Annotated in this window: 30 protein-coding genes and 1 pseudogene; 15 read left to right on the top strand and 16 right to left on the bottom strand. The window is 59.4% G+C overall.

Annotation, left to right across the window (positions count from 1 at the left end):
- Nucleotides 1-17: 17 nt before the first annotated feature.
- Entirely contained in the window at nt 18-959 is a 942-nt protein-coding gene (locus SIB83_RS05870; protein WP_413747040.1) for an FAD-binding domain-containing protein, read from the top strand.
- 3 nt (nt 960-962) lie between these two features.
- A complete protein-coding gene (locus tag SIB83_RS05875; RefSeq protein ID WP_413747041.1) occupies nt 963-1,391 on the top strand; it encodes a hypothetical protein in 429 nt (142 codons plus the stop codon).
- Here the strand turns inward: SIB83_RS05875 and SIB83_RS05880 are convergent.
- Complete coding sequence (locus SIB83_RS05880; protein ID WP_413404146.1) at nt 1,349-1,981, bottom strand: hypothetical protein; 633 nt, start codon at nt 1,979-1,981, stop codon at nt 1,349-1,351. The two genes, SIB83_RS05875 and SIB83_RS05880, sit on opposite strands and share 43 nt — an antisense overlap.
- On the opposite strand from SIB83_RS05880, the gene SIB83_RS05885 reads away from it, so the two are divergent.
- Nucleotides 1,980-2,597 (top strand): thioredoxin family protein, encoded by a 618-nt coding sequence (locus SIB83_RS05885; RefSeq protein WP_413747042.1) that lies wholly within the window; start codon nt 1,980-1,982, stop codon nt 2,595-2,597. The two genes, SIB83_RS05880 and SIB83_RS05885, sit on opposite strands and share 2 nt — an antisense overlap.
- Before the next feature lie 10 nt (nt 2,598-2,607).
- Nucleotides 2,608-3,819 carry a DegT/DnrJ/EryC1/StrS family aminotransferase gene (locus SIB83_RS05890; protein WP_413747043.1) on the top strand — a complete coding sequence of 404 codons (1,212 nt, stop codon included), beginning with the start codon at nt 2,608-2,610 and terminating at the stop codon, nt 3,817-3,819.
- A gap of 2 nt (nt 3,820-3,821) precedes the next feature.
- On the opposite strand, the gene SIB83_RS05895 is transcribed toward SIB83_RS05890, so the two are convergent.
- The 3 genes from SIB83_RS05895 to folK form a co-directional block, all read right to left on the bottom strand.
- Entirely contained in the window at nt 3,822-5,300 is a 1,479-nt protein-coding gene (locus SIB83_RS05895; protein ID WP_413747044.1) for an FAD-binding domain-containing protein, read from the bottom strand.
- 14 nt (nt 5,301-5,314) lie between these two features.
- Nucleotides 5,315-5,875 (bottom strand): NUDIX hydrolase, encoded by a 561-nt coding sequence (locus SIB83_RS05900; RefSeq protein WP_413747045.1) that lies wholly within the window; start codon nt 5,873-5,875, stop codon nt 5,315-5,317.
- A gap of 98 nt (nt 5,876-5,973) precedes the next feature.
- On the bottom strand, nt 5,974-6,483 hold the full coding sequence (gene folK, locus SIB83_RS05905) for a 2-amino-4-hydroxy-6-hydroxymethyldihydropteridine diphosphokinase (protein WP_413747046.1): 510 nt from the start codon (nt 6,481-6,483) through the stop codon (nt 5,974-5,976).
- A 21-nt stretch (nt 6,484-6,504) separates the two neighbouring features.
- On the opposite strand from folK, the gene SIB83_RS05910 reads away from it, so the two are divergent.
- Nucleotides 6,505-8,670: a magnesium chelatase subunit D family protein gene (locus SIB83_RS05910; RefSeq protein ID WP_413747047.1), complete on the top strand. Its 2,166-nt coding sequence runs from the start codon at nt 6,505-6,507 to the stop codon at nt 8,668-8,670.
- Between the two features lie 10 nt (nt 8,671-8,680).
- Here SIB83_RS05910 and SIB83_RS05915 read toward each other — a convergent pair whose 3' ends face one another.
- Both SIB83_RS05915 and SIB83_RS05920 read right to left on the bottom strand, forming a co-directional pair.
- On the bottom strand, nt 8,681-9,610 hold the full coding sequence (locus SIB83_RS05915; RefSeq protein ID WP_413747048.1) for an MlaD family protein: 930 nt from the start codon (nt 9,608-9,610) through the stop codon (nt 8,681-8,683).
- 3 nt (nt 9,611-9,613) lie between these two features.
- Nucleotides 9,614-10,357: an ABC transporter ATP-binding protein gene (locus tag SIB83_RS05920; RefSeq protein ID WP_413747300.1), complete on the bottom strand. Its 744-nt coding sequence runs from the start codon at nt 10,355-10,357 to the stop codon at nt 9,614-9,616.
- A 263-nt stretch (nt 10,358-10,620) separates the two neighbouring features.
- Here SIB83_RS05920 and SIB83_RS05925 point away from each other — a divergent pair, with 263 nt between their 5' ends.
- On the top strand, nt 10,621-11,955 hold the full coding sequence (locus SIB83_RS05925; protein ID WP_413406134.1) for a gluconeogenesis factor YvcK family protein: 1,335 nt from the start codon (nt 10,621-10,623) through the stop codon (nt 11,953-11,955).
- Between the two features lies 1 nt (nt 11,956).
- Here SIB83_RS05925 and SIB83_RS05930 read toward each other — a convergent pair whose 3' ends face one another.
- Genes SIB83_RS05930 through SIB83_RS05940 form a run of 3 tightly spaced genes read right to left on the bottom strand, consistent with a single transcriptional unit; the run spans nt 11,957 to nt 13,642 of the window.
- Complete coding sequence (locus tag SIB83_RS05930) at nt 11,957-12,505, bottom strand: NAD(P)H-quinone oxidoreductase subunit J (RefSeq protein WP_413747049.1); 549 nt, start codon at nt 12,503-12,505, stop codon at nt 11,957-11,959.
- The gene (gene nuoB, locus SIB83_RS05935) at nt 12,502-13,275 is read right to left on the bottom strand and encodes an NADH-quinone oxidoreductase subunit NuoB (protein WP_413404166.1); all 774 of its coding nucleotides are present in this window, start codon (nt 13,273-13,275) and stop codon (nt 12,502-12,504) included. Before nuoB ends, SIB83_RS05930 begins: the two co-directional genes overlap by 4 nt.
- 4 nt (nt 13,276-13,279) lie before the next feature.
- Nucleotides 13,280-13,642: an NAD(P)H-quinone oxidoreductase subunit 3 gene (locus SIB83_RS05940; RefSeq protein ID WP_413404168.1), complete on the bottom strand. Its 363-nt coding sequence runs from the start codon at nt 13,640-13,642 to the stop codon at nt 13,280-13,282.
- A gap of 99 nt (nt 13,643-13,741) precedes the next feature.
- On the opposite strand from SIB83_RS05940, the gene SIB83_RS05945 reads away from it, so the two are divergent.
- From SIB83_RS05945 to SIB83_RS05970, 6 genes are all read left to right on the top strand, one after another.
- Entirely contained in the window at nt 13,742-14,212 is a 471-nt protein-coding gene (locus SIB83_RS05945; protein ID WP_413404170.1) for a rubredoxin, read from the top strand.
- A gap of 58 nt (nt 14,213-14,270) precedes the next feature.
- Nucleotides 14,271-15,281: a photosynthesis system II assembly factor Ycf48 gene (locus SIB83_RS05950; RefSeq protein ID WP_413404172.1), complete on the top strand. Its 1,011-nt coding sequence runs from the start codon at nt 14,271-14,273 to the stop codon at nt 15,279-15,281.
- A 109-nt stretch (nt 15,282-15,390) separates the two neighbouring features.
- Nucleotides 15,391-15,639 (top strand): cytochrome b559 subunit alpha, encoded by a 249-nt coding sequence (psbE, locus tag SIB83_RS05955; protein ID WP_413404174.1) that lies wholly within the window; start codon nt 15,391-15,393, stop codon nt 15,637-15,639.
- 9 nt (nt 15,640-15,648) lie between these two features.
- Nucleotides 15,649-15,786: a cytochrome b559 subunit beta gene (psbF, locus tag SIB83_RS05960; protein WP_074160697.1), complete on the top strand. Its 138-nt coding sequence runs from the start codon at nt 15,649-15,651 to the stop codon at nt 15,784-15,786.
- Between the two features lie 23 nt (nt 15,787-15,809).
- Nucleotides 15,810-15,929, top strand: a complete 120-nt coding sequence (locus tag SIB83_RS05965; protein ID WP_066904825.1) for a photosystem II reaction center protein L — start codon at nt 15,810-15,812, stop codon at nt 15,927-15,929.
- Between the two features lie 11 nt (nt 15,930-15,940).
- On the top strand, nt 15,941-16,141 hold the full coding sequence (locus tag SIB83_RS05970) for a photosystem II reaction center protein J (protein WP_413404175.1): 201 nt from the start codon (nt 15,941-15,943) through the stop codon (nt 16,139-16,141).
- A 229-nt stretch (nt 16,142-16,370) separates the two neighbouring features.
- Here the strand turns inward: SIB83_RS05970 and SIB83_RS05975 are convergent, their stop codons facing one another.
- Nucleotides 16,371-16,616, bottom strand: coding sequence for a hypothetical protein (locus SIB83_RS05975; protein ID WP_413439640.1), 246 nt, complete (start codon nt 16,614-16,616; stop codon nt 16,371-16,373).
- Nucleotides 16,617-16,634: 18 nt separating this feature from the next.
- Between SIB83_RS05975 and SIB83_RS05980 the strand changes: the two genes are divergently transcribed.
- Nucleotides 16,635-16,796 (top strand): hypothetical protein, encoded by a 162-nt coding sequence (locus SIB83_RS05980; protein ID WP_413404179.1) that lies wholly within the window; start codon nt 16,635-16,637, stop codon nt 16,794-16,796.
- Nucleotides 16,797-16,830: 34 nt separating this feature from the next.
- On the opposite strand, the gene SIB83_RS05985 is transcribed toward SIB83_RS05980, so the two are convergent.
- The 6 genes and pseudogenes from SIB83_RS05985 to SIB83_RS06010 form a co-directional block, all read right to left on the bottom strand.
- Nucleotides 16,831-17,079, bottom strand: a complete 249-nt coding sequence (locus SIB83_RS05985) for a hypothetical protein (RefSeq protein WP_413747050.1) — start codon at nt 17,077-17,079, stop codon at nt 16,831-16,833.
- 73 nt (nt 17,080-17,152) lie between these two features.
- A complete protein-coding gene (locus SIB83_RS05990) occupies nt 17,153-17,308 on the bottom strand; it encodes a hypothetical protein (RefSeq protein WP_413404184.1) in 156 nt (51 codons plus the stop codon).
- A gap of 30 nt (nt 17,309-17,338) precedes the next feature.
- A complete protein-coding gene (locus SIB83_RS05995) occupies nt 17,339-18,361 on the bottom strand; it encodes an NAD-dependent epimerase (protein ID WP_413747051.1) in 1,023 nt (340 codons plus the stop codon).
- The gene (locus SIB83_RS06000; protein ID WP_413747052.1) at nt 18,358-19,800 is read right to left on the bottom strand and encodes a nucleotide sugar dehydrogenase; all 1,443 of its coding nucleotides are present in this window, start codon (nt 19,798-19,800) and stop codon (nt 18,358-18,360) included. Before SIB83_RS06000 ends, SIB83_RS05995 begins: the two co-directional genes overlap by 4 nt.
- Before the next feature lie 65 nt (nt 19,801-19,865).
- A pseudogene (locus SIB83_RS06005) lies at nt 19,866-20,308 on the bottom strand (His/Gly/Thr/Pro-type tRNA ligase C-terminal domain-containing protein); the annotation flags it as partial.
- A gap of 43 nt (nt 20,309-20,351) precedes the next feature.
- On the bottom strand, nt 20,352-22,136 hold the full coding sequence (locus SIB83_RS06010) for an SLC13 family permease (RefSeq protein WP_413747053.1): 1,785 nt from the start codon (nt 22,134-22,136) through the stop codon (nt 20,352-20,354).
- Between the two features lie 52 nt (nt 22,137-22,188).
- On the opposite strand from SIB83_RS06010, the gene SIB83_RS06015 reads away from it, so the two are divergent.
- Nucleotides 22,189-22,338, top strand: coding sequence for a hypothetical protein (locus tag SIB83_RS06015; RefSeq protein ID WP_413404193.1), 150 nt, complete (start codon nt 22,189-22,191; stop codon nt 22,336-22,338).
- A 57-nt stretch (nt 22,339-22,395) separates the two neighbouring features.
- Nucleotides 22,396-22,878 (top strand): nucleotidyltransferase substrate binding protein, encoded by a 483-nt coding sequence (locus SIB83_RS06020; protein ID WP_413747301.1) that lies wholly within the window; start codon nt 22,396-22,398, stop codon nt 22,876-22,878.
- Nucleotides 22,879-22,888: the final 10 nt, after the last annotated feature.

Genomic DNA, 22,888 nt, shown 5'->3' on the forward strand with positions numbered 1-22,888 from the left:
CCAAAGCCGATCATCCGGTGCCTCCGCGTCCCAGCTCCATCTCAATATCCTGGCCTGAGAAGCCTGGCGATCTGCCGAGAGATCTCTCAGACCGATCAGAACTCGACCGTCTGCTGGCAGAACAGTTCCCTGAAGCCGGCGGGAGGCTCAGCCCACTGCGCGGAGGCCGGGACGCTGCGGAGAAAACACTGAGCCTTATCGATCCTCGTCGTTACACCAAAAGCCGCAATCACCTCAAAGGCGCAGTCACCGGATTGTCGCCATACATCCGTCACGGGGTCTTGAGCCTCGCCGAAGTGCGTGATGCCGTGTTCCAGCGCATTCGCAGCAGGGACGAGGGAAGCAAGCTGATCAATGAGCTGGGCTGGCGCGATTTCTGGCAGAGGATGTGGCGAGACCTCGGAGACGGCATTCACGACAGCAGGGAAGAGCTCAAGACAGGGCACGATCCCTCCTCCTATGCACGTGAACTCCCGGAGGACATCCGCTCAGGGAGAACAGGCCTGGCCTGCATGGACGGATTTCAAAGTGAGCTCACGACCCGTGGCTGGCTGCACAACCACGCCCGCATGTGGATGGCGGCTTACGTGGTGCATTGGCGGAAGGTGCACTGGAAAGCAGGAGCAGACTGGTTTCTGGAGCATCTTCTCGATGGAGACCCCTCCAGCAACCATCTGAGTTGGCAGTGGGTGGCCAGCAGTTTCAGCCACAAGCCCTATTTCTTCAACAAAGGCAATCTGGAGCGGTTCAGCGACGGACAGTTCTGCAGGACCTGCAGCAGCAACGACTGCTGTCCATTCGAGGGCAGTTATGAGCAGCTCGAAGATCAGTTGTTTGCCAACCAGGGCGCCATTCGCGATGTTCCGGCGAGACGCCACCGCAACCCCCAGCAACGCTCAGGAGGACGACAGAATCCGAAGCGAAGCGGTCAAGCGGCCATGGCCCGACCGAAGCGCTGAACCATGACTCTGCAACGACCAATCATCTGGGTGCATGAGGAAGCTCTCGGTTCCCGCAATCCGGCGCTGCTTGAACAGCCGGATCGTCCGGCCATCTTTGTCTTTGACACCCGGTGGATCCGGGAAGCCTGCATCAGTCGTAAACGTCTCGGATTCCTCTACGAAAGCGCCCTGGATCTGCCCGTCACCCTGCGCAAGGGTGATGTCGCCAGGGAAGTGATCGCCTTCGTTGAGCGTCATCAAGCCGATGGAGTGGTGAGCAGCCTGCCCGTCGATCCACGCCTGGAACGCATCGCTGAGTCCATCGAACAGCACTGCCAGCTGGACTTGCTTGCACCCGAACAGTTTGTTGACATGCCGCGCCCCCCTCGGCTCGGGCGCTTCAGTCGCTACTGGCGAGACGCTGAACCCGTGGTCTGGGAAGGCTTCTGATCGTCTCCGAGGAGGTTCTTCTCACGTTGCTTTTCCTCTTTGGGGTCGATCAGCAGATCCCGCTCCTCATAGGCCGGTAGCCGGACAGGCGTCAGCTCTGATGCTTCGGTGGGAGGGGGAGTCCACTGCCAGCGGGCCTCAGGAGCACGCTGCTGGCAGAGAGCCTTCAACTCCTTTTGCAGCGCCCGTCGCACATCGCCCCTGCGCACGGCAGCGAAGAATTCCTCACGTGGTGCAAGCCCTGCACTGAAAGGTGCTGTGCCGTTGCCGTTGAAAAGACGGGCAGCGTCGGGAAACCAGCGTGGTGTGCAGACCGCTGGGTCGTCGGAATTGGTTTCGAGAAAGAGGTGAAGACCGAAGCCATCGGGCTGACTCACAACCGCAAGGCCGTCATGGGGCGTCCGCCGCTGAAGTGGGAACACCTTCCAACTGGCGCGCTGCTGGGCACCCAAGCAGGACGCAAGAGCCAGAACAACAGTGATGCAGGAGATCCGAGCTGCCTTGGCAAGCCTGAGCACACATTCTCTGCGCCAGGAACCGAGTCTGAACCAGGATGAAGAGCGATGCACCATCTGTTGCTCGTTCGCCATGGCTGTCACTCCCTCGACCATGCTGCCCCTTGGCGAAGCGCTGCCCGCGTTCCGGTTGCCCGTGGTGAGCGGAGGCTTGAGGAATGGCGTTGCCGCAGCAACACTCAGCGACAGCGAGCTGCCTCCACAACCGCTGCTGCTGATGCTGATCTGTGCACACTGCCCATTTGTGAAGCATGTGGAGCCCGAGCTGAGCAGGCTTGCTGAGCACTACAGCCCAGAAGTGACTCTGCTGGCCATCTCCAGCAACAGCCTCATCACCCATCCGCAGGATGGCCCGGAAGGGCTGCGCCATCAGGCAGAGCAGCGGCAATGGCGTTTTCCCTATCTCCTCGATGAACAGCAAAGCCTGGCCAAAGCTCTGAAAGGTGCCTGCACACCTGAGTTCTACCTGTTCAGCCCCAATGAAGCGGGCCTCCAGAGCCTGCGTTATCGCGGTCAGCTCGACGGCAGCCGCCCAGGGAACGATCAGCCACTGGATGGTCGCGATCTGCGCATGGCACTGGATGCGGTCCTGAACGGGCAGCCTGTCAGCGGAGAACAGAGACCATCTGTCGGCTGCAACATCAAGTGGCATCCCGGACAAGAGCCACCGTGGTTCGGGGCACCGGCTTAAGGTGCCACCCATGCAGGTGCCTCCCTTCAGTCTCAGTCAGCAGCTCGCCGACCTGGGGCCTGAACTTGATGAAGCCGCGCTGCGTGTGCTGCGCAGCGGGCAGTACATCGGTGGCACCGAAATCAAAACGTTTGAAACAGCCTTCGCTGCAAAGGTCGGCACGGCGCATTCTGTGGGCTGCAACAGCGGCACGGATGCCCTGATCCTGGCGTTGAGAGCCCTGGGCATAGGGGTTGGTGATGAAGTGATCACAGCCTCCTTCAGCTTCTTTGCCACGGCCGAAGCGATCAGTGCCGTGGGAGCGACGCCTGTGTTTGTGGATGTGGATCCACTCACTTACCTGATCGATCTCAATCAGATCGCGTCAGCGATTACGCCTGCAACAAAAGCCCTGATCCCAGTGCATCTGTTCGGGCGGCCCGTTGACATGACGCGGTTAATGGCGATCGCCGCAGAACACAACCTTCGCGTGATCGAAGACTGCGCTCAGGCCACAGGCGCCAGCTGGAACGGCAAACCCGTCGGCAGCTGGGGCGATACGGGCTGCTTCAGCTTTTTTCCCACCAAAAATCTCGGAGCGGCTGGTGATGCAGGCGCCGTGACCTGCCACGACGATTCTCTTGCTCAACGCATGCGCGAGCTGGCCGTGCATGGCATGCCCCGCCGCTACCTGCACACGGATCTGGGATACAACAGCAGGCTCGATGCGATCCAGGCCGCAGTACTGAATGTGAAACTGCCGCGGCTCAACCAATGGGTCGAGCGCCGCCGGGAGATCGCCCGGCGTTATCGCGAAGCTTTAAGGGATGTGCCAGGCCTGCTGCTTCCCGACGCATCGTCGGGTCATGACCATGGCTGGAATCAGTTTGTTGTGCGTGTCACGGTCTGCCCGGCTCCAATCTCCTCCAGTGCCGGTGATCATCCCGGCGAGTTCGGGCTGCCCAGCAGTCATTGCCGTGACTGGCTGAAACAGAGCCTGCAGGAACGCGGGGTCAGCACAATCATCTATTATCCCATACCCATTCATTGCCAGCCGGCTTACGCGGATCAGCATCGAGACACCCGTCTGCCGATCACCGAGCAGCTCTGCAGCGAAGTGCTGAGTCTGCCGATCTTCCCGGAGCTCTCCAGCGAGCAGCAGGAACAGGTGATCTCCGTTCTGAGCTCACTGCTCTGCCAGGAAGCACCGCTGGATTCGCAGACCTGCAGCGTGGCGGCCTGAGCTCAGGATCGGATCCGGGCGTACAGCGCCTTGAAATGGGCCTGCTGCTTCTTGTGATCGATCAGAGGTTCTGGATAACCTCGTCGCTCAAGAGCACCGATGTCACCGCTGAGCAGGTCCTTGGTGTTCACATGGCGCAGCTCCGGCAACCAGTGACGGATGTAGTCGGCGTCGGCGTCGAACTTTGATGCCTGCGTTGAGGGATTGAAGATTCTCAGTGGCTTGGGATCCATGCCGCTGCTGGCACTCCATTGCCAGCCACCATTGTTGGCTGCGAGATCACCATCCACCTCCAGCTCCATGAAGGCCCGCTCACCCCAACGCCAGTCGCAGATGAGGTCTTTGACCAGGAAAGACGCCACAATCATGCGGCAGCGGTTGTGCATCCAAGCGCTCTGATTGAGCTGACGCATCGCCGCATCGATGATCGGCATTCCCGTCTTGCCCTCTCTCCAGGACTCAAACCACGCTTCGTTGTTCTCCCAGGGGAAGCGTCGCCATTGCTCGCGGTAAGGGCCATCCGCCAGTTCCGGGAAATGGAACAAGGCCTGCTGGTAAAACTCACGCCAGCCCAGCTCCTGCTCCCACACCGTGATCGCATGCTGCTGTTCATCACTGCGCACGATCTGCTTGGCGCTCTGGGCAGAACACCAGGCCTGCCTCGGACTGACCGTGCCGACACTGAGAGCCGCACTCAGCGATGAGGTCCCCTGCTGCCCAGGGAAATTGCGATCAGGCTCATAGCCCAGCAGGGGACCGTCAGCGAACCTCGCCAATTGATCCGCAGCAGCGGTTTCTCCGGGGCGGCAGGGGCACAACTCCGTGCCGGCGAATCCATGGCTGCTACGCAAACGCTCAAGCTCGGACTGTCCCTGTGAACAGAGCCGACCAAGATCGCCTTCAGCAGAACTGATCTGCTGGAGCTGAGACCCGGTCAGATCCTGCAGACCCTCCGGAGCTTCCGTGATGCGGGGGGCAAGCCGTTCCACCTGACCACGCCAGTTGCGCAGGAAAGGTCCATACACCCGATATGGGTCCCCTCCTCCGGTTCTGAGTGACTCCGGCGCCACCAGCAGCTGGTCCCAGTCGACCAGCAGCTTGCGACCATCGTTCTGCAGAGCCTTGGCCACCTGACGATCACGCTCACGGGCATAGGGCTCCACATCACGACTCCACACCACGGTGGGTGCATCAAGAAGAGCCGCAAGCCGGGGTAACAGCAGCACCGGATCACCGGCCAGCAGCAGAAGGCGACTCCCGGCCTGACGCCAGCGCTGCTGCAGTTCGACCAGGCTCTCCACCAGGAACCACAACCGAGCGGGCGCCATCGGCGGCAGCTGGGGCGGAGGTGTGATCAGAGCCGGATCGAACACATAAACACCGGTCACAGCAGGACCCAGTGCCGCGGCAGCCTGAAGACCGGAGTTGTCCGACAGGCGCAGATCGCGGCGGTGCCAGAACAGCGTGCGTGGGGTACTCATGTGTCGTTATGAATTCAGAAACCGAGCAACTGCTTGGCCCGATACCAGGCGGTGACACTCTTGCCATCGAGCCACTCCTCACCGGAACCGAGACGAGCATCGAGTTCGGCAACACTCATGTGCAGAACCTCCAGATCTTCATCGTCGTCACCGGCAGGGGGGTTCTCAAGCGCTGTGAGCTCCCTGGCCAGGAAACAGTGGATCACCTCATCGGAGTAACCCGGGCAGGGCAGCATCGGACCGAGAGCATCCCAGCGTGCAGCGCTGTAGCCGGCCTCCTCACCAAGTTCCCGCTTCATCGACTCCAGAGGATCTTCCCCCTCCTCAAGCGTGCCGGCCGGAAACTCCAGCAACCTGGCCTGAACGGCGAAGCGATACTGCCGCAGCACCACCACCTGGCCTCCGTCGGTGATCGGGACCGCCAGTGATGCCCCGGGATGACGAATGATCCCGAAGCTGCCCTCCACTCCCATGGGCAACCGGATGCGGTTGCGCTCGAAACGGACCTTGCGCGCATCCAGGGCTTCGATGGTCTCCAGCAGCTCGTAGGGCTCCGGAGCCGGCAGCGGGGCCATGGCTTGTCAGGACAGCGGGCACCAGCATGGCGGTTGAGCTGCAGGATCGACGGGTGCCCGAGACCGCTGGCTTGCCTGAGCCCGGCACAGCAATGGGATCAGGCAAGCCAGTTCTCTGAACGCTGCATGGCTGCCAGCAGGGGTTCAAGAACAAACGCGCGCAGGTGCAGGCGAGGGTGAGGCAACACCAGGCGCGGATGGTCCAGACGCCATTCACCCCAGAAGAGGAGATCCAAATCAAGGCTGCGCGGACCCCATGGCAGCTCCTGACGCCGATCACGCCCGAAACATCGCTCAAGCTGATGCAGCTTCGTGAGCAACTCCAAGGCCGCAGTCTCGGAAGCAGGACGCTGCAGAGCGTTGAACACCACCACGGCATTGCAGTACAGGGGCTGCCTTGGAGGCCCGCCCACCGGAATCGTCTCCAGCAGTGGCGACCAGGAGCAGCGGATCTCTCCCGCCCCAGTCCCGGCCCAGGTCGTTACAAGTTGCTCCAGCAGAGGACGCACCGCGATCAAGGTCTGGCGGGGCACACCTGTACTGCTGGGCAGATTCGCCCCAAGAGCGATGGCGAGAGGATGAGCCTGATCAGCGAGACTGGCGCTCACGCGCAGGGCCGGCAAACATTCATGGTTTCAGGTGGAGGGGTCGGCAGCGGACTGGCCAGCACAGCTGCTCAGGAACAGGCGAGTCGCGCCTTCCCACTGGCAGCCATCACAGGCCATGGAACGCTGAAACTTTCGCTGATGCTGGCAGCGGTGGACCCCAGCCTCGGCGGGGTGATCATCGCCGGAGGCAGAGGCACCGGCAAATCGGTTCTGGCCCGGGGCCTGCACGCCCTGCTGCCACCAATCGAGGTGCTGGATCAGGAGAGCACCGATGTGCCTGCAGGTCCCGGACTCAACCTCGATCCGACCAGACCAGAGGAATGGGATGGGAGCTGGCGCGAGCAGCTGAGCGGCGAACCACCCTCCAAGGTGATTCCCGCTCCTTTCGTGCAGGTGCCCCTCGGCATCACTGAGGACCGACTGGTGGGTGCCGTGGACGTGGCCGCATCACTGGCCAGCGGCAGCCCCGTGTTCCAGCCGGGGTTGCTCGCCGAAGCACATCGCGGGGTGCTCTACGTCGATGAGCTCAACCTGCTCGATGACGGCATCATCAATCTGCTGCTGGCAGCGGTGGGCTCTGGCCAAAACCAGGTGGAACGGGAAGGCCTCAGCCTCAGCCACCCCTGCAGACCGCTGCTGATCGCCACCTACAACCCCGAAGAGGGCAATGTGCGCGACCACCTGCTCGACCGCTTTGCGATCGCCCTCTCAGCCAATCAGCTGGTGAGCACGGAAGAACGCGTGGAAATCACCAATGCGGTGCTGAGCCACGGCCAGTGCAGCCGCAGCTTTTCCGAGCGCTGGAAGGAGGAAACCGATGCTCTGGCGACCCAGCTGCTGCTGGCCCGGCAGTGGTTACCGGACGTGCGCATCAGCCATGAGCAGATCGAATACCTGGTGACCGAAGCGATCCGCGGAGGCGTGGAGGGGCACCGATCCGAGCTCTATGCCGTGCGTGTTGCCAGGGCCCATGCAGCCCTCAGCGGCCGTGAACAGGTCGAAGCGGACGACCTGCAGGTGGCTGTGGCCCTGGTGATCGCACCGCGCGCGTCGCAACTGCCGCCGCCGGATCAGCAGATGGAGCCACCGCCACCGCCGGAACCCCCTCAGGACCAGAACCCGCCGCCACCGGACGCGGGCGAGCAGAACCCGGAGAATCAGCCACCGCCGCCTGAAGGGTCTGATCAGGATCAGAACGAGCCTCCCGAGGAGGACTCCAGCGACAGCGGTGAAGACGAGAACAACGACAATGGGGATGAAGAGCTTGACAAGGACGAGGCACCGCCCTCGGTCCCCGAAGAGTTCATGCTGGATCCCGAGGCGGTATCCATTGATCCCGACCTGCTGCTGTTCAACGCTGCAAAGAGCAAGAGCGGCAGCAGCGGCAGTCGTTCGGTGGTGCTCAGCGACAGCCGCGGCCGTTATGTCAAACCGATGCTGCCCAGGGGGCCTGTGCGCCGCATCGCCGTGGACGCCACGCTGCGTGCGGCGGCGCCCTATCAGAAAGCAAGGCGAGAACGCCAGCCTGGACGCAGCGTGATCGTTGAAGAAGCCGATCTGCGCGCCAAGCTGTTGCAGCGCCAGGCCGGAGCCCTGGTGATCTTCCTGGTGGATGCCAGCGGCTCCATGGCCCTGAACCGCATGCAAAGCGCCAAAGGTGCCGTGATCAGGCTGCTCACCGAGGCCTACGAAAACCGCGACGAGGTGGCGCTGATCCCCTTCCGCGGCGATCAGGCCGAGGTGCTGCTGCCTCCCACACGCTCAATCACCGCAGCGCGCCGGCGCCTGGAATCGATGCCCTGCGGCGGCGGATCACCGCTGGCCCACGGATTGACCCAGGCAGCCCGCGTTGGCGCCAATGCACTGGCCACAGGCGACCTGGGCCAGGTGGTGGTGGTGGCGATCACCGATGGTCGTGGCAACGTGCCACTGAGTACATCCCTCGGCCAGCCTGAGCTGGAAGGCGAAGAAAAGCCCGACCTCAAACAGGAAGTGCTGGATGTCGCGGCGCGCTACCGGATGCTGGGCATCAAGCTGCTGGTGATCGACACCGAACGCAAATTCATCGGCAGTGGCATGGGCAAAGATCTGGCCGAAGCTGCCGGGGGCAAATACGTGCAGCTGCCCAAGGCCAGTGATCAGGCGATCGCATCGATCGCCATGGAGGCGATCAATGCAGTGACCTGACACCTCAACTTCACTGTGAAGAGTTGGTCTGAGCGGGATAAACCTCCTCGAACAAGGTGCCGAGCCCGATCATTACGCTGCGCAACCCTTGCATGAAACGGGGATCATCGGTGAGCTGTTCGATGTCGCCCCCCACCTGATCGATGCGAGCTGTGAGTTCACGGGCATTGGTCACCGTCTGCTTGAGATCACTGACCGTTTCAGGGTTGTCGATGGCCCCAGCCAGGTTGTTGATGTGTGCCGCAGCCTGAGCCGCTTCAGCAGTGGCCCTGTTCAGATTTTGGATCGTGGGTTTGGCTCTGGCCACCTCGGCACGCAGCTGGCTGACCAGCGTGTCGACGTTCTCCGCAGCCACATCGGCTGTGTCGAGAAACTTGGAGGCGTCCTGACTGGTGATCCCGAACTGCTTGGTGGACTCCACCAACGTGGGGATCAGATTCGACTTCTTGGCTTCATCAAGCAGCTGCTCGAGGGAAGCCGTCACGGTGGTGAGACTGGCAGCCGACTCGCCTGGCAACGTGGCTCCGTTGCAAAGGATGCCGCTCTTTGGGCAACGGCCTGAATTCGGCTTTGGTGCATCCTTGGGCAGCGGCGCACCGGTTGTGACCAGTTCGACCTGTGAATCACCCCCCAGCAGGGAGGAGGACGAAACAGAGGCCGTCACAGGCAAGGGAAGTTTCAGATCATCGGCACTGATCTCCAGGGTTGCCTTCACCGCCATTGGTGTGACTTCAATGGATTGCACCGTGCCAACCATGATTCCCCGGAACGTGACCGGTGAACGGGCCGCCAGTCCTCCGGCATTGGCGAAATCCGCAGTCACCGTCCAGGTCTCCGAACCGAGACGCACCCCTCGGAGCCAAAGCATGGTGCCTGCAAATCCTGCGATCGCTCCGACGATCGAAAACCCAACAAGGGCTTCACGGACACTACGGCGCATGGCTCATTGGTCAGAGGGCTGCATTGGTCCGCGAAGGTTACCTGTCCTGAACTGAACGACGTAGGGGTTATCGGTCGCTCGATACTCATCCACCGTTCCGTCCCATTGGAAACGCCCCCCGTAGAGCATCACGATCCGTTCCGCCGAACGCTCGATGGTGCTGTGCACATGGCTCACCACAACGGAACAGCCACGGGCCACGGTGGTGGTCTTCACGATCAGATCCTCAATCCGGGTTGAGGCCACCGGATCCAGCCCCGCCGTCGGCTCGTCGTAGAGCAACAGGGGCATCGCCCCTTCTTCACGATCGGGATCATCAATCAGTGCCCTGGCGAAACTCACACGTTTCTGCATGCCGCCGCTGAGCTGGCCTGGGTATTTATCGGCCACATCATTGAGCCCGACTGCCTCAAGACACTGCTGAACGCGCTCTTTGATCTGGGCAGGCTTCAAGCGCCCAAGACGCATCAACAGAAAGCCAACGTTTTCCTCAACCGTGAGGGAGGCCAGCAAGGCAGGATTCTGAAACACCAGACGCACGTCGGGCGGACGACGCTGATCGAGGCGAAGGTAGTCCTGCAGTTCCCCAAACAGGCGCAGCTCACCGTCTGTGGGCAGCTGCAGCCCTGCCAGCAGGCGCAGGACCGTGGATTTGCCCGCGCCTGAAGGCCCAACCACGGCAATGCGCTCTCCCGGTTGCATGGAGAGTGACACGTTGTCGAGCACAGGCTTGGCCCCCCACTGCATCGTGAGGTCACGCATCTCCACCACAGGAACCTGGGTTGCTGGAGATGTCGGGTCCAGCCGGGTCTGCACAGAGCTGTTGTGCGTTGCGCGCCCATCTTGCCTCGTTTGCACTGAAGGGATGGCCATCAGGAACAACTTCCGTACAGTTCCCTCATCGCAAGGGAAACGACAACCCTGGCCCCGGATACCACTTGAGCAGCCCCACTCACCGCGGACGCCGTCAACGCATCCGAGCCATACAAGCTGCACGGCAGCGTGATCTGATGTTGCGCTCACGCCGAGCGGTGAGTTGGCTTCAGCCAGGTCTGGTGGTGAAGCGCTGGTTGCTCACCTCCGGGATCGGACTGATGCTGGCCCTGCTCGGCGCTGCCGTCTGGGCCGACCTGCAGCCGATCTACTGGATGCTCTGGGCCATCCAGGAATCCCTGAGCTGGATCACCCGGGTGTTGCCGAGGGGAATCACCGGACCATTGGTGCTGCTTGTGGGAGTGGGCCTGCTGCTCTGGGGGCAGAGCCGCAGCTTCGGATCCATCCAGCAGGCGCTGGCACCTGAAAAAGACACCGTGCTGGTGGATGCGCTTCGCGCCAAAAGTCGGCTGAATCGTGGGCCAAACATCGTGGCCATCGGAGGTGGAACCGGACTGTCCACGTTGTTAAGCGGCCTCAAGCGCTACAGCAGCCACATCACGGCCATCGTCACCGTGGCAGATGACGGCGGCAGCAGCGGAGTGCTGCGCAGGGAACTGGGGGTGCAGCCTCCGGGCGACATCCGCAACTGTCTGGCCGCACTCTCCACCGAAGAACCCCTGCTGACACGTCTTTTCCAATACCGGTTCTCAGCCGGAGGCGGACTGGAAGGTCACAGCTTCGGCAATCTGTTCCTGTCGGCGCTCACCGCCATCACCGGCAGCCTGGAAACCGCGATCACGGCCTCCAGCCGCGTGCTGGCGGTTCAGGGACAGGTGGTGCCGGCAACCAATGTGGATGTGCGGCTGTGGGCGGAACTGGAAGACGGCCGGCGCATTGAAGGGGAATCGGCGATCGGAAAGGCCCCGAGCCCGATTGTTCGCCTGGGCTGTCTGCCGGAACGCCCCCCCGCGCTGCCGAGGGCTCTTGAAGCCATTGCCCAAGCCGATCTGATCCTGCTTGGACCTGGCAGCCTCTACACCTCGCTGCTTCCGAACCTGCTGGTGCCTGAACTGGTGAGTGCGATCCAGCGCAGCCGCGCACCAAGGCTCTACATCTGCAATCTGATGACGCAGCCTGGTGAAACCGATGGGTTGGATGTGAGCGGACATCTGAGGGCCATCGAAGCGCAGCTGGCCTCTCTGGGAATCAACAATCGGTTGTTTGATGCCGTGCTGGCACAGGAGCCAATCCACGAATCACCACTGATCAACCACTACCGCTCACGCGGTGCCGAGCCGGTGATCTGCAATCGTCGCGAGCTGGAGAGCGAGGGATACGACGTGATGGAAGCTCCCCTTCAGGGGACGCGGCCCACAGCAACTATGAGGCACGATCCCCGAAGCCTGGCTCTGGGAGTGATGCGCTTTTACAGGAAGCACAAGACCGACAAACCCTTAATGGCGAGCTGACTCAGTAAGCGTCCTGCATTTCGTAGAAATCTGGCTGCACATAGTCCTTGCGCAACGGCCAGCCGGTCCAGTCTTCGGGCATCAGCAAACGTTTGGGATGGGGATGGCCTTCGAAACTGATCCCGAACATGTCGAATGTTTCTCGCTCCTGCCAGTCAGCTCCTCGAAACAGGCCATAGAGACTGGGAATAGTTGGTTCTCCCTCTCTGGACAGAAACACTTTCAGACGCACTTCGCGCAGCTGATCCACGAGCCCGTCGGCAACTTCCCCTAATGCAATGAAGTGATAGAAGCTGACCAGCTGCTGCCCGGGGCCCTCGTCGTAGCCGCCCTGGCACTGCAAATGATCAAAGCCATGGCTTTTCAGAGCTGCCGCAATCACAGGCAGAAACAGTGCCTCAACGCCGATCTGTTCAACTCCAACATGGTCGGGATCCAGCACTGCATGCTCAAAGCCCTGCTCACTCAGCCATTGACTGACCGGCCCGGGCTCGGGGCCTGTAGTTACTGGAACGTCAGCTTTGGTTTGCTTCTCAGGGGTGGCGCTCATGATTCCTCAGGGATCGTGACGGGCTCAGCTGTCTCCAGTGCCGGCATCGGCAGTCCGGCGCCTGGCTGGAGAGCGGCAACCTGCGTTTCAGCGCGCAGATAGGCGCCGGTGACGATGGGTTCAACGGGGGTCATCGCATGCTCGACCGTGCAGTAACGATGGGTTTGCATCAGCAAACGACGATCGGCCACAGACTCGTTGGCCACTTTTTTGCGGAGCTTGATCACCGCATCAAAAATCGCTTCAGGCCTCGGCGGGCAGCCCGGGAGATACAGGTCAACGGGAATCAGCTTGTCGACCCCGCGAACAGCCGTGGTTGAGTCCGAACTGAACATGCCGCCGGTGATGGTGCAGGCGCCCATCGCAATCACATATTTGGGTTCGGGCATCTGCTCATACAGACGCACCAATGCGGGGGCCATCTTCATCGTGACCGTGCCGGCAACGAGCAGAAGGTCTGCCTGGCGAGGTGAGCTGCGTGGCACAAGACCGAAACGATCGAAATCAAAACGGGAACCCAGCAAGGCAGCGAATTCAATGAAGCAACAGGCCGTTCCATAAAGAAGTGGCCAGAGACTGCTCAAGCGAGCCCAATTGTGCAGATCATCAAGACTGGTGAGGATGATGTTTTCACTGAGGTCCTGGGTGACCGTTGGCACGCCATCGGCAGCGCCTGCCACTGGACCACAGCTGGATTCCCTCAGATCTCGGACGGCCTGAATCGAGGGGGCTTCGTCTGTTGTTGCAGCTCGTTCGATCGATGAGGTCATGGGATCAGCTCCACTCCAGGGCGCCCTTGCGCCAGGCATAGGCCAAAGCCACCACGAGGATGGCAATGAAGACCAGCGCTTCTATGAAAGCCAAAATACCTAGTCGGTGGAATGCAACGGCCCAGGGATAGAGGAAAACCGTCTCCACATCAAAGATCACGAAGACGAGCGCGAACATGTAATAGCGGATGTTGAACTGAATCCAGGCTCCGCCGATCGGCTCCATGCCGGATTCATAGGTGAGCTCTCGCTCACCAACCTGGCTGCGCGGTGCCACCAGCTTGTTGGTCACCAAGGCCAGCACAGGCACAGCTCCCGCTATCAGCAAGAAGCCGAGGAAGGCGTCATAACCCTGGAGCACAAACATCTGTGCGGATCCAATCTGCGGCTCAGTCTGGCATTTGCAACCTCTGCCTGACGCTTCTTCAGTTGACGTCGATAGAGTGGTCTCCCATGTCTGTCAGCGGTGAGCGACGAACAACAAGCGCCGCAGGATCCTGCGGGTCAAATCACCGCTGATTCAGATCTGCAACAGGGGTCTGAATCGGGGGCTTCCCCAGATGAAGCGGTTGAGGCGAAGGTCCGCGCCCCGGAAAAAACTCTGGCTGAGCAGGCGAGCGATCCACTCACACACCGTTTCGAGTGCAGGAGCTGCGGATTCGTCTATGACCCCGAAGAAGGTGTCAAGAAGTTGCGGATCGAATCGGGAACTGCTTTTCAACAGCTAGACGCATTCACATTTCGCTGTCCGGTCTGCCGCAGCAGAGTTGGCGCGTTCCGAGATATCGGACCACGATCGAAAGCCAGCGGTTTCGAAGAGAATCTCGATTTCGGTCTGGGCGTCAATCGATTGACTCCTGGCCAGAAGAATGTGCTGATCTTTGGCAGCCTGGCTTTGGGATTCGCATTTTTCCTTTCGCTGTATTCACTGCGCTAAGTCTTGACGCACTGAAATCTTGCGCATTTCTCCAAGCCTGCCTTTATCTCGATCCGGCATGAATTCTCTGATTAAATCCCTTGCACAGCTGGCACTCGTGGTCTGCATCGGCTTCGGGCTCGCTGGTTGCGTGACCACCAAAGTTCCGACCGCGACCACCAGCCCCTGGCAGGTGATCAATCTCAACACCCAGGCCAATCCGCTGGATATCGCATTTACCAGTGCTGACCATGGCTTCCTGGTGGGCAGTAACCGCCTGATTCTGGAGACCAACGATGGTGGCGCAAGCTGGAACGAGCGCAGCCTGGATCTGCCGGAGGAAGAGAACTTCCGCCTGATCAGCATTGCTTTTGATGCTGATGACGGCTGGATCGCCGGACAGCCTGGCCTGCTGATGCACACCACTGACGGGGGCCAGAACTGGACGCGGTTGTTCTTGGACACCAAGTTGCCAGGCGAGCCCTACCTGATCACTGCCCTCGGGCCGAACAATGCGGAGCTGGCCACCAATGTGGGAGCTGTTTACCGAACCAGTGATGGTGGTGGCAGCTGGGACGCCGAAGTGAGTGATGCAGCAGGTGCAACCCGTGACCTGCGCCGCAGTCCTGATGGTGCCTACGTCAGCGTGAGCAGCCTGGGCAACTTCTACGCCACCTGGGATCCAGGACAGCCGGTCTGGCAGGTTCACCAGCGTGTGAGCAGTCAAAGGCTGCAGAGCATTGGCTACCAGCCCAATGGAAAACTGTGGATGGTGGCTCGAGGAGCTCAGATTCGCTTCAACGAGGATGCTGCCGACAACGAAAGCTGGAGCAAACCGATCATCCCCATCACCAACGGCTATGGCTATCTGGACATGGCTTGGTCTGACGACGGAGCGATCTGGGCCAGCGGCGGCAACGGAACCCTGCTGGTTAGCCGCGATGAGGGCAACAGCTGGGAACGTGATCCTGAAAGCATTCAGGCTCCAACTAATTTCACTCGCTTTGTTTTCGACGACACTGATCGCCAACAGCACGCGTTTCTGTTGGGTGAGCGGGGTCTGATGCTGCGCTGGTCAGCGCTGACTTGACAGCTATTGAGAACTCGTAGCGAACAACGCTCTGTAACCAACTAGCTGGGTTGAGGCGCAGTAACCGGACTCATGCCATTAGGATATTTAAGCTCTTACACCCGAAGTCATGGCCGGCGGCTCAACGGGCGAACGCCCGTTTTTCGAGATCATCACCAGCATCCGCTACTGGGTGATTCACGCAATCACCCTGCCTTCGATCTTCCTGGCCGGGTTTTTGTTTGTGTCTACAGGCCTTGCCTATGACGCCTTCGGAACTCCTCGCCCTGACTCGTATTACCAAGCCAGCGAGAGTAAAGCTCCCGTTGTTGATCAGCGCTTCGAGGGTAAGTCGAGCCTCGACTCACGGCTGAAATAAGAATTTTTCATGACTCAAACACCCACCTCTTCCAAGCCACGCGTTTATCCGATCTTCACCGTGCGCTGGCTCGCGTTGCACACCCTGGGAGTCCCCGCGGTGTTTTTTATCGGCGCTTTGGCCGCCATGCAATTCATTCGCCGCTGATTCCCCACCAGTTCTGAGACATCATGGAGCGCAACAAAAACCCCAATACCCTGCCGGTTGAACTCAACCGAACCAGTCTTTATCTGGGTCTTCTGTTTGTGTTCGTCACAGGCATTCTGTTTTCCAGCTATTTCTTTAACTGAGGATTCAAACCATGAGCGGTAAGAAATCCGGTCTCCCTGACGGCCGTATACCTGATCGACTTCCTGACGGCACTCCTGCGGTCAAGTGGCGCTCACGCTGGACAGAAGGAACATTGCCTCTTTGGCTTGTCGCCACTGCAGGCGGTATGGCTGCAATCTTTGTTGTCGGATTGTTCTTTTATGGTTCCTACACCGGTGTTGGCTCGGCCTAAATAGTTTCGTCGTTTCATTTAAAAATTCCGGGTACATACCCGGTTTTTTTGTGGGGTTTTTCCAGCCTATACAAGCGTTTCATAATTGATCGACCGTATCAGCTTTGATCGCAGAAGAAATGCAATTCATGATGCAATTTCTGCATCGTCGCCGGCATACGATTGGTGAGCTAGTGAGTCTCTGATGGTTCTTTTTGTCCAGAAGCAAGCCGACTCAAAGGTGTCAAGTTCAACCAAACGCAATCGCCGCCCCAGGAAGCGGCAACTCTTTTGTCCCGCGCACCCTGAGCAACTCATCGAAGGCAATGGCAGGAAGTATTACCTGCATCTCTTGCAGCCAGGTCAATTGCAAGAGCGAGGCATTCCAGCTAAACGCGCCCAGCTGATAATCAACGCCTATCCGGTTCTGGTGCTCAGCAATGAGTGGTTGGAGGAGTTGTATTGCCCCAAATGCGGGAGCTTGCACTGGTGCCATGTGATCAAGCACGACCAAGTGAATCACACCGTGCGCTGGGCTCCAAGAGACTTATGGGGACAGGTTGCGCATGTTGACCCTGTCGTGGCCAACCCCACAGCAAGCGAGTATTCGCGCAGAGAAGCCGGGCGACACCGCCAGAAACGGGAGGATGGTAAGCGCTATTACGACCGCTGCTGAATCCACAACTTCCTGGACAAGAGCACCGATTACTTCAAGAGGACTCTGGTTGGATGAGCTGTAAAACCGCCGTCCCTCCGCGAACCGATCGAGGTCTCAGTCGTTGATCAAAGCTGATCAGCACTCCTTCGTGATGAACCGCCAGAGCAAGCAGATAGGTGTCCGTGATTTGACCATGATGCAGGAGCTCATCTGACAAAAACAGATCAGCCTCATTCCAGGAGAGCGAATCAGGCCAAAACACATGGGCCGGATGGGCCAGCAGTTCTTGGAGTAGCGGCATCAAAACCGCTGGACTGCCTGGACTGTTGGGGTAGCGAGGGTTGCCAAGGGTTCTCCAACCAGCGCCAGAGTGCCTAGCTCACCAACCCCAGCGAACAAATCCAGAGCAATACAACAGCCTTGATCACTTGCCAGCGCCAGCGACCGATCAAGCCCACAGACAGCATGACCAGACTCAGGTCAAGAGGCAACACAAAAAGAGGCAGGATTTTGCTCAGCCAATAGGCCATAGAAAACCTTCAGCCCAGTGGTCATGCCACTCAGACGCCGTAAAAATCGCAGTACCAACTTGCAAAGCGCTCGACACCGTCTTCGATGGGGGTTCTGGGGCGAAAACCCACCCACTCCTCAAGAGCCTGGGTATCCGCAGCAGTCGCCACCACATCACCAGGCTGCATCGGCTGAAAATCCTTGATCGCTTCTTTGCCCAGCGCCTGCTCTAACACCTCAATGAAGCGCAGCAGTTCTATGGGTTGGCTATTACCAATGTTGAACAGGCGATGCGGCACAGCAGCCGTTGCCGGATCGGGCTGAAGCGGATCGAATTCGGGATTGGCGGTTGCTGGTTTGTCGCAGCAGCGCAGTACGCCTTCGACGATGTCGTTGATGTAGGTGAAATCACGCTGCATCTTGCCGTGGTTGAACACCTTGATCGGCTCACCAGCCAGAATCGCCTTAGCAAAAAGCATCGGTGCCATATCCGGCCGGCCCCAGGGGCCATAAACCGTAAAAAAGCGCAGACCGGTTGCCGAGAGGCCATAGAGATGGCTGTAGGTGTGGGCCATCAGCTCGTTGGCTTTCTTGCTGGCGGCGTACAGACTCACCGGATGATTCACCGGCTGACGCTCATGGAACGGCAGGTTGCGATTACCGCCATAAACAGAACTGCTTGAGGCGTAAACCAGGTTGTCCACATCGTGATGACGACAGCCTTCAAGGATGTGGCCAAAACCCACCAGATTGCTCTGGATGTAGGCCGCTGGGTTCTCCAACGAGTAGCGAACGCCCGCTTGCGCTGCCAGGTTGACCACCACCCGTGGTTGCTCTGCAGCAAACAGAGCCATCAACGCTTCACAATCCTCCAGCGCTAGCTCTTCAAACCGCCAGGCATCCGCAGTAGCTGCCTGCTCAATTCGTGCAAAGCGGGCGCGTTTGAGCTTGGGGTCGTAGTAGTTGTTCAGGTTATCGATACCAACGACCCGTTCGCCGCGTTCCAGCAACCGCAGGCTGAGGGCTGCGCCGATAAAACCGGCAGCACCTGTCACCAAAACCGGGCGGGTCATGGCTGGCCTTCACCCACACGCCAGAGATTCAAACCAGCGGCCTGCACCTCAGCCGGTGTGACCACCGATCGGGCATCAAACACCCAGGCGGGCTGACGCATCAATGAAGCCAATGCTGTCCAATCGAGCTCTTGGTATTGACTCCACTCCGTGAGGATGAGCACGGCATCAGCTCCCTTCAACGCCGAGGCGATGTCGCCAGTGGGCCACCAGGTGCCCTCACCGCTGAGTGCAGCTCGCGTAGGGCCGGACTCGGAATCCGGTGCGGTGCTGGCGGGCAAGTTCAGATCGCGAGCGATTTGATCGGGATCCACCTTGGGATCATGGATGGCGAGCTGAGCACCCTCTTCCAGAAGGTCTTTGGCAATGCGGATGGCCGGGGCTTCACGGGTGTCGTTGGTGTCTGCCTTGAAGGAGAAACCAAAAATGGCCAGGCGTTTGCCTGTGACGGTACCAAACAGCTTCTGCACCACCGTGCGAGCAATGCGGTGCTGCTGCCAACTGTTCAGTTGCACCACCGATTCCCAGTAGTTGGCCACCTCAGGAAGCCCAAAATGCCTACAGAGATACACAAGATTGAGGATGTCTTTCTGAAAGCAACTGCCACCAAAGCCCGGACCAGCCTTCAAAAATTTTGAACCAATGCGGCTATCAGTGCCAATCGCCCGGGCCACCTCACGCACATCAGCGCCCGTGGCTTCACAGAGGGCCGCAACGGAATTGATCGAGCTGATCCTTTGGGCCAAAAAGGCGTTGGCCGTGAGCTTGGAGAGCTCACTGCTCCAGAGGTTGGTGCGCAGGATTCGCTCCTGCGGCACCCAATGGCCATACACCGATGCCAAGGCCTCGATGGCCTCAGGATGTTCCCCGCCGATGAGAACCCTGTCGGGTGATTCAAGGTCAGGGATCGCGGTGCCTTCCGCCAAAAACTCAGGGTTGGACAGCACCGCAAAACTACGTTGAGCTCCATCAGCAGATTGCTCCGCAGCAGAGAGAATGGCCTTCACCGCTTCCGCGGTGCGCACCGGCAGGGTGCTCTTCTCCACCACAATCGTGTGGCCCGTTGCCGATTTGGCCACCTGCCTGGCACAGGCTTCCACCCAGCGCAAATCGCTGGCCTGCCCGGCACCAAGCCCTTTGGTTTTGGTGGGTGTGTTCACCGAGATGAACACCATGTCTGCAGCGGCGATCGCATCATCCACAGCCGTTGAGAAATGCAGGTTGCGACCTCGCGCACGCCCCACTACGGCATCTAGGCCTGGTTCGTACACCGGCAACTTGCCCAGATCGCTGTGATTCCAGGCATCAATACGGGTCTGATTGATATCAACAACGGTGACCTGAACTTCAGGACAGCGATCAGCAATCACCGCCATAGTCGGTCCACCCACATAACCGGCACCAATGCAGCAGATCGAATGAATAGAAGCATCAGACATTAAGGTTTGGAGCTTAGCCATCAAATGCAGGAAGGTTATCGCTGATCACAATGAGCGAACCGCATCTAAATATTGGTCTGGAGGATGGCCACTACTGCATCCGGATCATTCAGCACCAAACAACTCTCCTCGCCCTCGGCCAACAACGGCTTAAGACGCAACTGACCGGCTTCAGCTTCCTCATCCCCATCACCGCAGCCCAGGCAGAGCCACTGCGATCGGCTCGCTTGAACTGCTCGCAAAAGGCAGTACCGGAACCATCCAATTCAACGAACAGACCAGCAGGCCGCAACTGCCTGGCTGAGACCAAAGCCAGATTTTCCGCTTGCTCGACGCGGTTGAACAGATACAGATGCGGAACAGGCATAGCCGTCAGCCGGGCCGCTGCTCCATAAGGGTTAGCCGCTCCCTCCAGCACCAGCCTCTCCATCCCCAGTGCACAAATCTCTGCAGCAGTTGGTGGCATGCCAGGCTGTTGCACCAAGCATTGGTAGCGACCGCCTCCGCATCACTGCGAGCGCTGCTCACCCCACCGCCGGAGTTGACGAAGTTTATGACAAATTAAGCAACAGTATTGGGACCATCAGGGTGTAGGCCAGCGAGAGGGGCCAACCAAAACGGAAAAAATCCAAGAAATGATAGCGGCCAGGGGCATAGACCATCAAGTTGGTTTGATAGCCAATCGGCGAGAGAAAACTTTGACTGGCAGCAAACACCACAGCGGTGGCAAACAACATCGGCTGCTGCTCCAAGCCGGTGGCCACAGCAGCAGCGATCGGTAAAACCAGGGCTACGGCAGCCGCATTGCTGAGCAGTTCAGTGGCCACCAGGGTGATCGCATAGATCACCAGCAAGGCTCCAAAAGCGGAGCTGTGTTGGAGCAACGTGAGCAGGCTGGAGGCCGCCTGATCAGCAAGACCCGTTTTCTGCAGGGCCACACTGAAGCTGTACAAACCACCCAGCAGCAGATACAAATCCCAGCGAATCGAACGCAGAGCCGTTCCGGCATCGAGGCAGTTGCCGATCACCAACACCGCCACACCCACGAGCACAGCGGCGACGAGGGGCATCACCTTGAAGCCGGCGAGCAGCAGCACGGCCAACATCACGCTGATCGCCAAACCCTTGCGGTGCGTGGAGGGCAGATCGTCGTCGAGCTGATCCAGCACCACCAGATCACTGGCTTGCTGCAGTCCTCGCAAAGCATCAAGCGGAGCTTGCAGCAGCAGCATGTCTCCCTCTCTCAGCACCACCCGTCCCAGGCGATCACGCAGGGTGCTGTTGGCCCTGTTCACCGCCAACACCGTGGCATTAAAACGTTGGCGAAAGCGCAGCTCACACAGCGTGGCACCTGCCAAAAAGGAACCGGAAGGCACCAACACTTCGGTGTGGCGGATGTGGGGGAGCTCTTCTGCGAGAAGGGTGCCGGCTAAATCCACCATCCGGTCTTGCTGCAAGCGCAACAGCTCCTGACGGCTGCAGCGCAACAGCAAGCGATCAGACGCTTGCAAACGCAACTGCGCCAGAGGAGGCTGAAGTCGTTGCCCATCGCGATGCACATCGAGCACATCCACATCAAATCGACGTTGCAGCCTGCTTGCATACAGGGTGACGCCGCACAGCGGCGAAAGGGTTGGGATCACCACCTCGGTGAGGTACCCATCTCGGCTCAAGGCCTGAAGATTGTCATCCCTTTGATCACCGCGATCGGGCAAGAAGCGACCAGCAATCACCAGATAGCAGGCACCGATCAGCCATACCGGAATACCGATCGCAGTGAATGAAAACAGCCCATAGGAGCCATAGCCCAGGCGCGTCACCAGATCACTGGCGAGCAAGCTTGTGGACGTGCCAATCAGGGTGATCGTGCCGCCAATCAGAGTGGCAAAGGACAAGGGCATCAACACTCGCGAGGGGCTGATCCCACGGCGTTGACACCAACCCTGCACCACCGGCAGCAAGATCGCCACAATCGGAGTGTTGGGAATGAACCCGGAGATCGGAGCCACCACAAATCCCAACACCAGCATCAACTGGCTGGGATTACGGATCCGGGGGGAGGCCAGCAATTCCCGCAACCGATCCAAGGCTCCGCTGTGGAGCAAGCCATTGGAGAGCACAAACAAACCCACCAAGGTGATCAAGGCAGGACTGCCGAAACCAGCGAGGGCTTCCGTTGGCGTGAGCACGCCTGTGGCCATCAGCAAGCCTGCAGCCAACAAGGCAACCAGTTCCGGTGCAAGCCAACCGCCAACGAAACATGCGATTGCCAGCACCAGTAACAACAAGGTGATCAGAGCGCTCAAGACGTCCTCACCGACATCAGCGTCGAACATCTCGACGGGGCAAGGAGAACGAAATTCTGCATACGAGATGAGAGCGTATCCAATGGATCAAAGCAAGCAGCTCATGCACAGACAAGGCTCGTTGTCAGGCCTGTCCGACCCCATCGTTGCCTCTCTATGTGCAGTGAATGCATTGGCTTCCATGGCAGACGCTGATGTGCGCTGGTTGCAGCGTCTTGAGAATGACGAATGAGCACTGGCTACCCTCAAATTAGCGCTTACTCTTACAAGCAGCCACCCACTCAGCGAGCTGAAGCAGCAGGGCTTGATTCAAGCCTTTGAATTCACCAACAAACTCAGCTGGCTTCTGTTGAAAGACTTCCTGGTTGATCAAGGTGTCAGAGGCATCAGCGACTCCCGAGATGCCGTTCGGGAAGTAGTAGCGAAAGACCTATTGCCTGCCGGCAAAGAACGCAACTGGATGACAATGATCTGCATCCGCAACCTCAAAAGCCACACCTACAACCCCGCTCTTGCAGACGACATGATTGGTCTCGACAGTGAGGACTGGGCTCAGTTGCCTGAGAGCGATTCGGCGATCTGGCGCAATGCTGCCAATCCCCATCCCGCGGCTGGCGGAGATTCCATGAAAGTCGGGCCGATGCATAGCTGCGCCAAGCCCAGAACGACCTTGAGCATGCTCAGTTTCCGAAAAACAACGGTTTTTTGCCCAAGCTTGTTTTATGTTTCATATGTAGCTGGGAAAAGCTTAAAAAGTGCATTGCTGGAATAGGGGCTGGAGC

This window comes from Synechococcus sp. MIT S9507 (assembly GCF_047304715.1).
GTDB lineage: Bacteria > Cyanobacteriota > Cyanobacteriia > PCC-6307 > Cyanobiaceae > Synechococcus_C.

Coding starts and splice junctions, on each gene's coding strand:
- SIB83_RS05995 (WP_413747051.1), bottom strand. CDS start 18,361: ATGACCCGCCCGGTTTTGGTGACAGGTGCTGCCGGTTTTATCGGCGCA.
- SIB83_RS05880 (WP_413404146.1), bottom strand. CDS start 1,981: ATGGCGAACGAGCAACAGATGGTGCATCGCTCTTCATCCTGGTTCAGA.
- SIB83_RS05970 (WP_413404175.1), top strand. CDS start 15,941: ATGAGCGGTAAGAAATCCGGTCTCCCTGACGGCCGTATACCTGATCGA.
- SIB83_RS05940 (WP_413404168.1), bottom strand. CDS start 13,642: ATGTTTGTGCTCCAGGGTTATGACGCCTTCCTCGGCTTCTTGCTGATA.
- SIB83_RS05950 (WP_413404172.1), top strand. CDS start 14,271: ATGAATTCTCTGATTAAATCCCTTGCACAGCTGGCACTCGTGGTCTGC.
- SIB83_RS05975 (WP_413439640.1), bottom strand. CDS start 16,616: ATGGCACCAGTGCAAGCTCCCGCATTTGGGGCAATACAACTCCTCCAA.
- SIB83_RS06000 (WP_413747052.1), bottom strand. CDS start 19,800: ATGTCTGATGCTTCTATTCATTCGATCTGCTGCATTGGTGCCGGTTAT.
- nuoB (WP_413404166.1), bottom strand. CDS start 13,275: ATGACCTCATCGATCGAACGAGCTGCAACAACAGACGAAGCCCCCTCG.
- SIB83_RS05930 (WP_413747049.1), bottom strand. CDS start 12,505: ATGAGCGCCACCCCTGAGAAGCAAACCAAAGCTGACGTTCCAGTAACT.
- psbE (WP_413404174.1), top strand. CDS start 15,391: ATGGCCGGCGGCTCAACGGGCGAACGCCCGTTTTTCGAGATCATCACC.
- SIB83_RS06010 (WP_413747053.1), bottom strand. CDS start 22,136: ATGTTCGACGCTGATGTCGGTGAGGACGTCTTGAGCGCTCTGATCACC.
- SIB83_RS05885 (WP_413747042.1), top strand. CDS start 1,980: ATGGCTGTCACTCCCTCGACCATGCTGCCCCTTGGCGAAGCGCTGCCC.
- SIB83_RS05985 (WP_413747050.1), bottom strand. CDS start 17,079: ATGCCGCTACTCCAAGAACTGCTGGCCCATCCGGCCCATGTGTTTTGG.
- SIB83_RS05990 (WP_413404184.1), bottom strand. CDS start 17,308: ATGGCCTATTGGCTGAGCAAAATCCTGCCTCTTTTTGTGTTGCCTCTT.
- SIB83_RS05915 (WP_413747048.1), bottom strand. CDS start 9,610: ATGCGCCGTAGTGTCCGTGAAGCCCTTGTTGGGTTTTCGATCGTCGGA.
- SIB83_RS05920 (WP_413747300.1), bottom strand. CDS start 10,357: ATGCAGTGGGGGGCCAAGCCTGTGCTCGACAACGTGTCACTCTCCATG.
- SIB83_RS05890 (WP_413747043.1), top strand. CDS start 2,608: ATGCAGGTGCCTCCCTTCAGTCTCAGTCAGCAGCTCGCCGACCTGGGG.
- SIB83_RS05910 (WP_413747047.1), top strand. CDS start 6,505: ATGGTTTCAGGTGGAGGGGTCGGCAGCGGACTGGCCAGCACAGCTGCT.
- SIB83_RS05875 (WP_413747041.1), top strand. CDS start 963: ATGACTCTGCAACGACCAATCATCTGGGTGCATGAGGAAGCTCTCGGT.
- psbF (WP_074160697.1), top strand. CDS start 15,649: ATGACTCAAACACCCACCTCTTCCAAGCCACGCGTTTATCCGATCTTC.
- SIB83_RS06015 (WP_413404193.1), top strand. CDS start 22,189: ATGGATCAAAGCAAGCAGCTCATGCACAGACAAGGCTCGTTGTCAGGC.
- SIB83_RS05965 (WP_066904825.1), top strand. CDS start 15,810: ATGGAGCGCAACAAAAACCCCAATACCCTGCCGGTTGAACTCAACCGA.
- SIB83_RS05895 (WP_413747044.1), bottom strand. CDS start 5,300: ATGAGTACCCCACGCACGCTGTTCTGGCACCGCCGCGATCTGCGCCTG.
- SIB83_RS05900 (WP_413747045.1), bottom strand. CDS start 5,875: ATGGCCCCGCTGCCGGCTCCGGAGCCCTACGAGCTGCTGGAGACCATC.
- SIB83_RS05925 (WP_413406134.1), top strand. CDS start 10,621: ATGTTGCGCTCACGCCGAGCGGTGAGTTGGCTTCAGCCAGGTCTGGTG.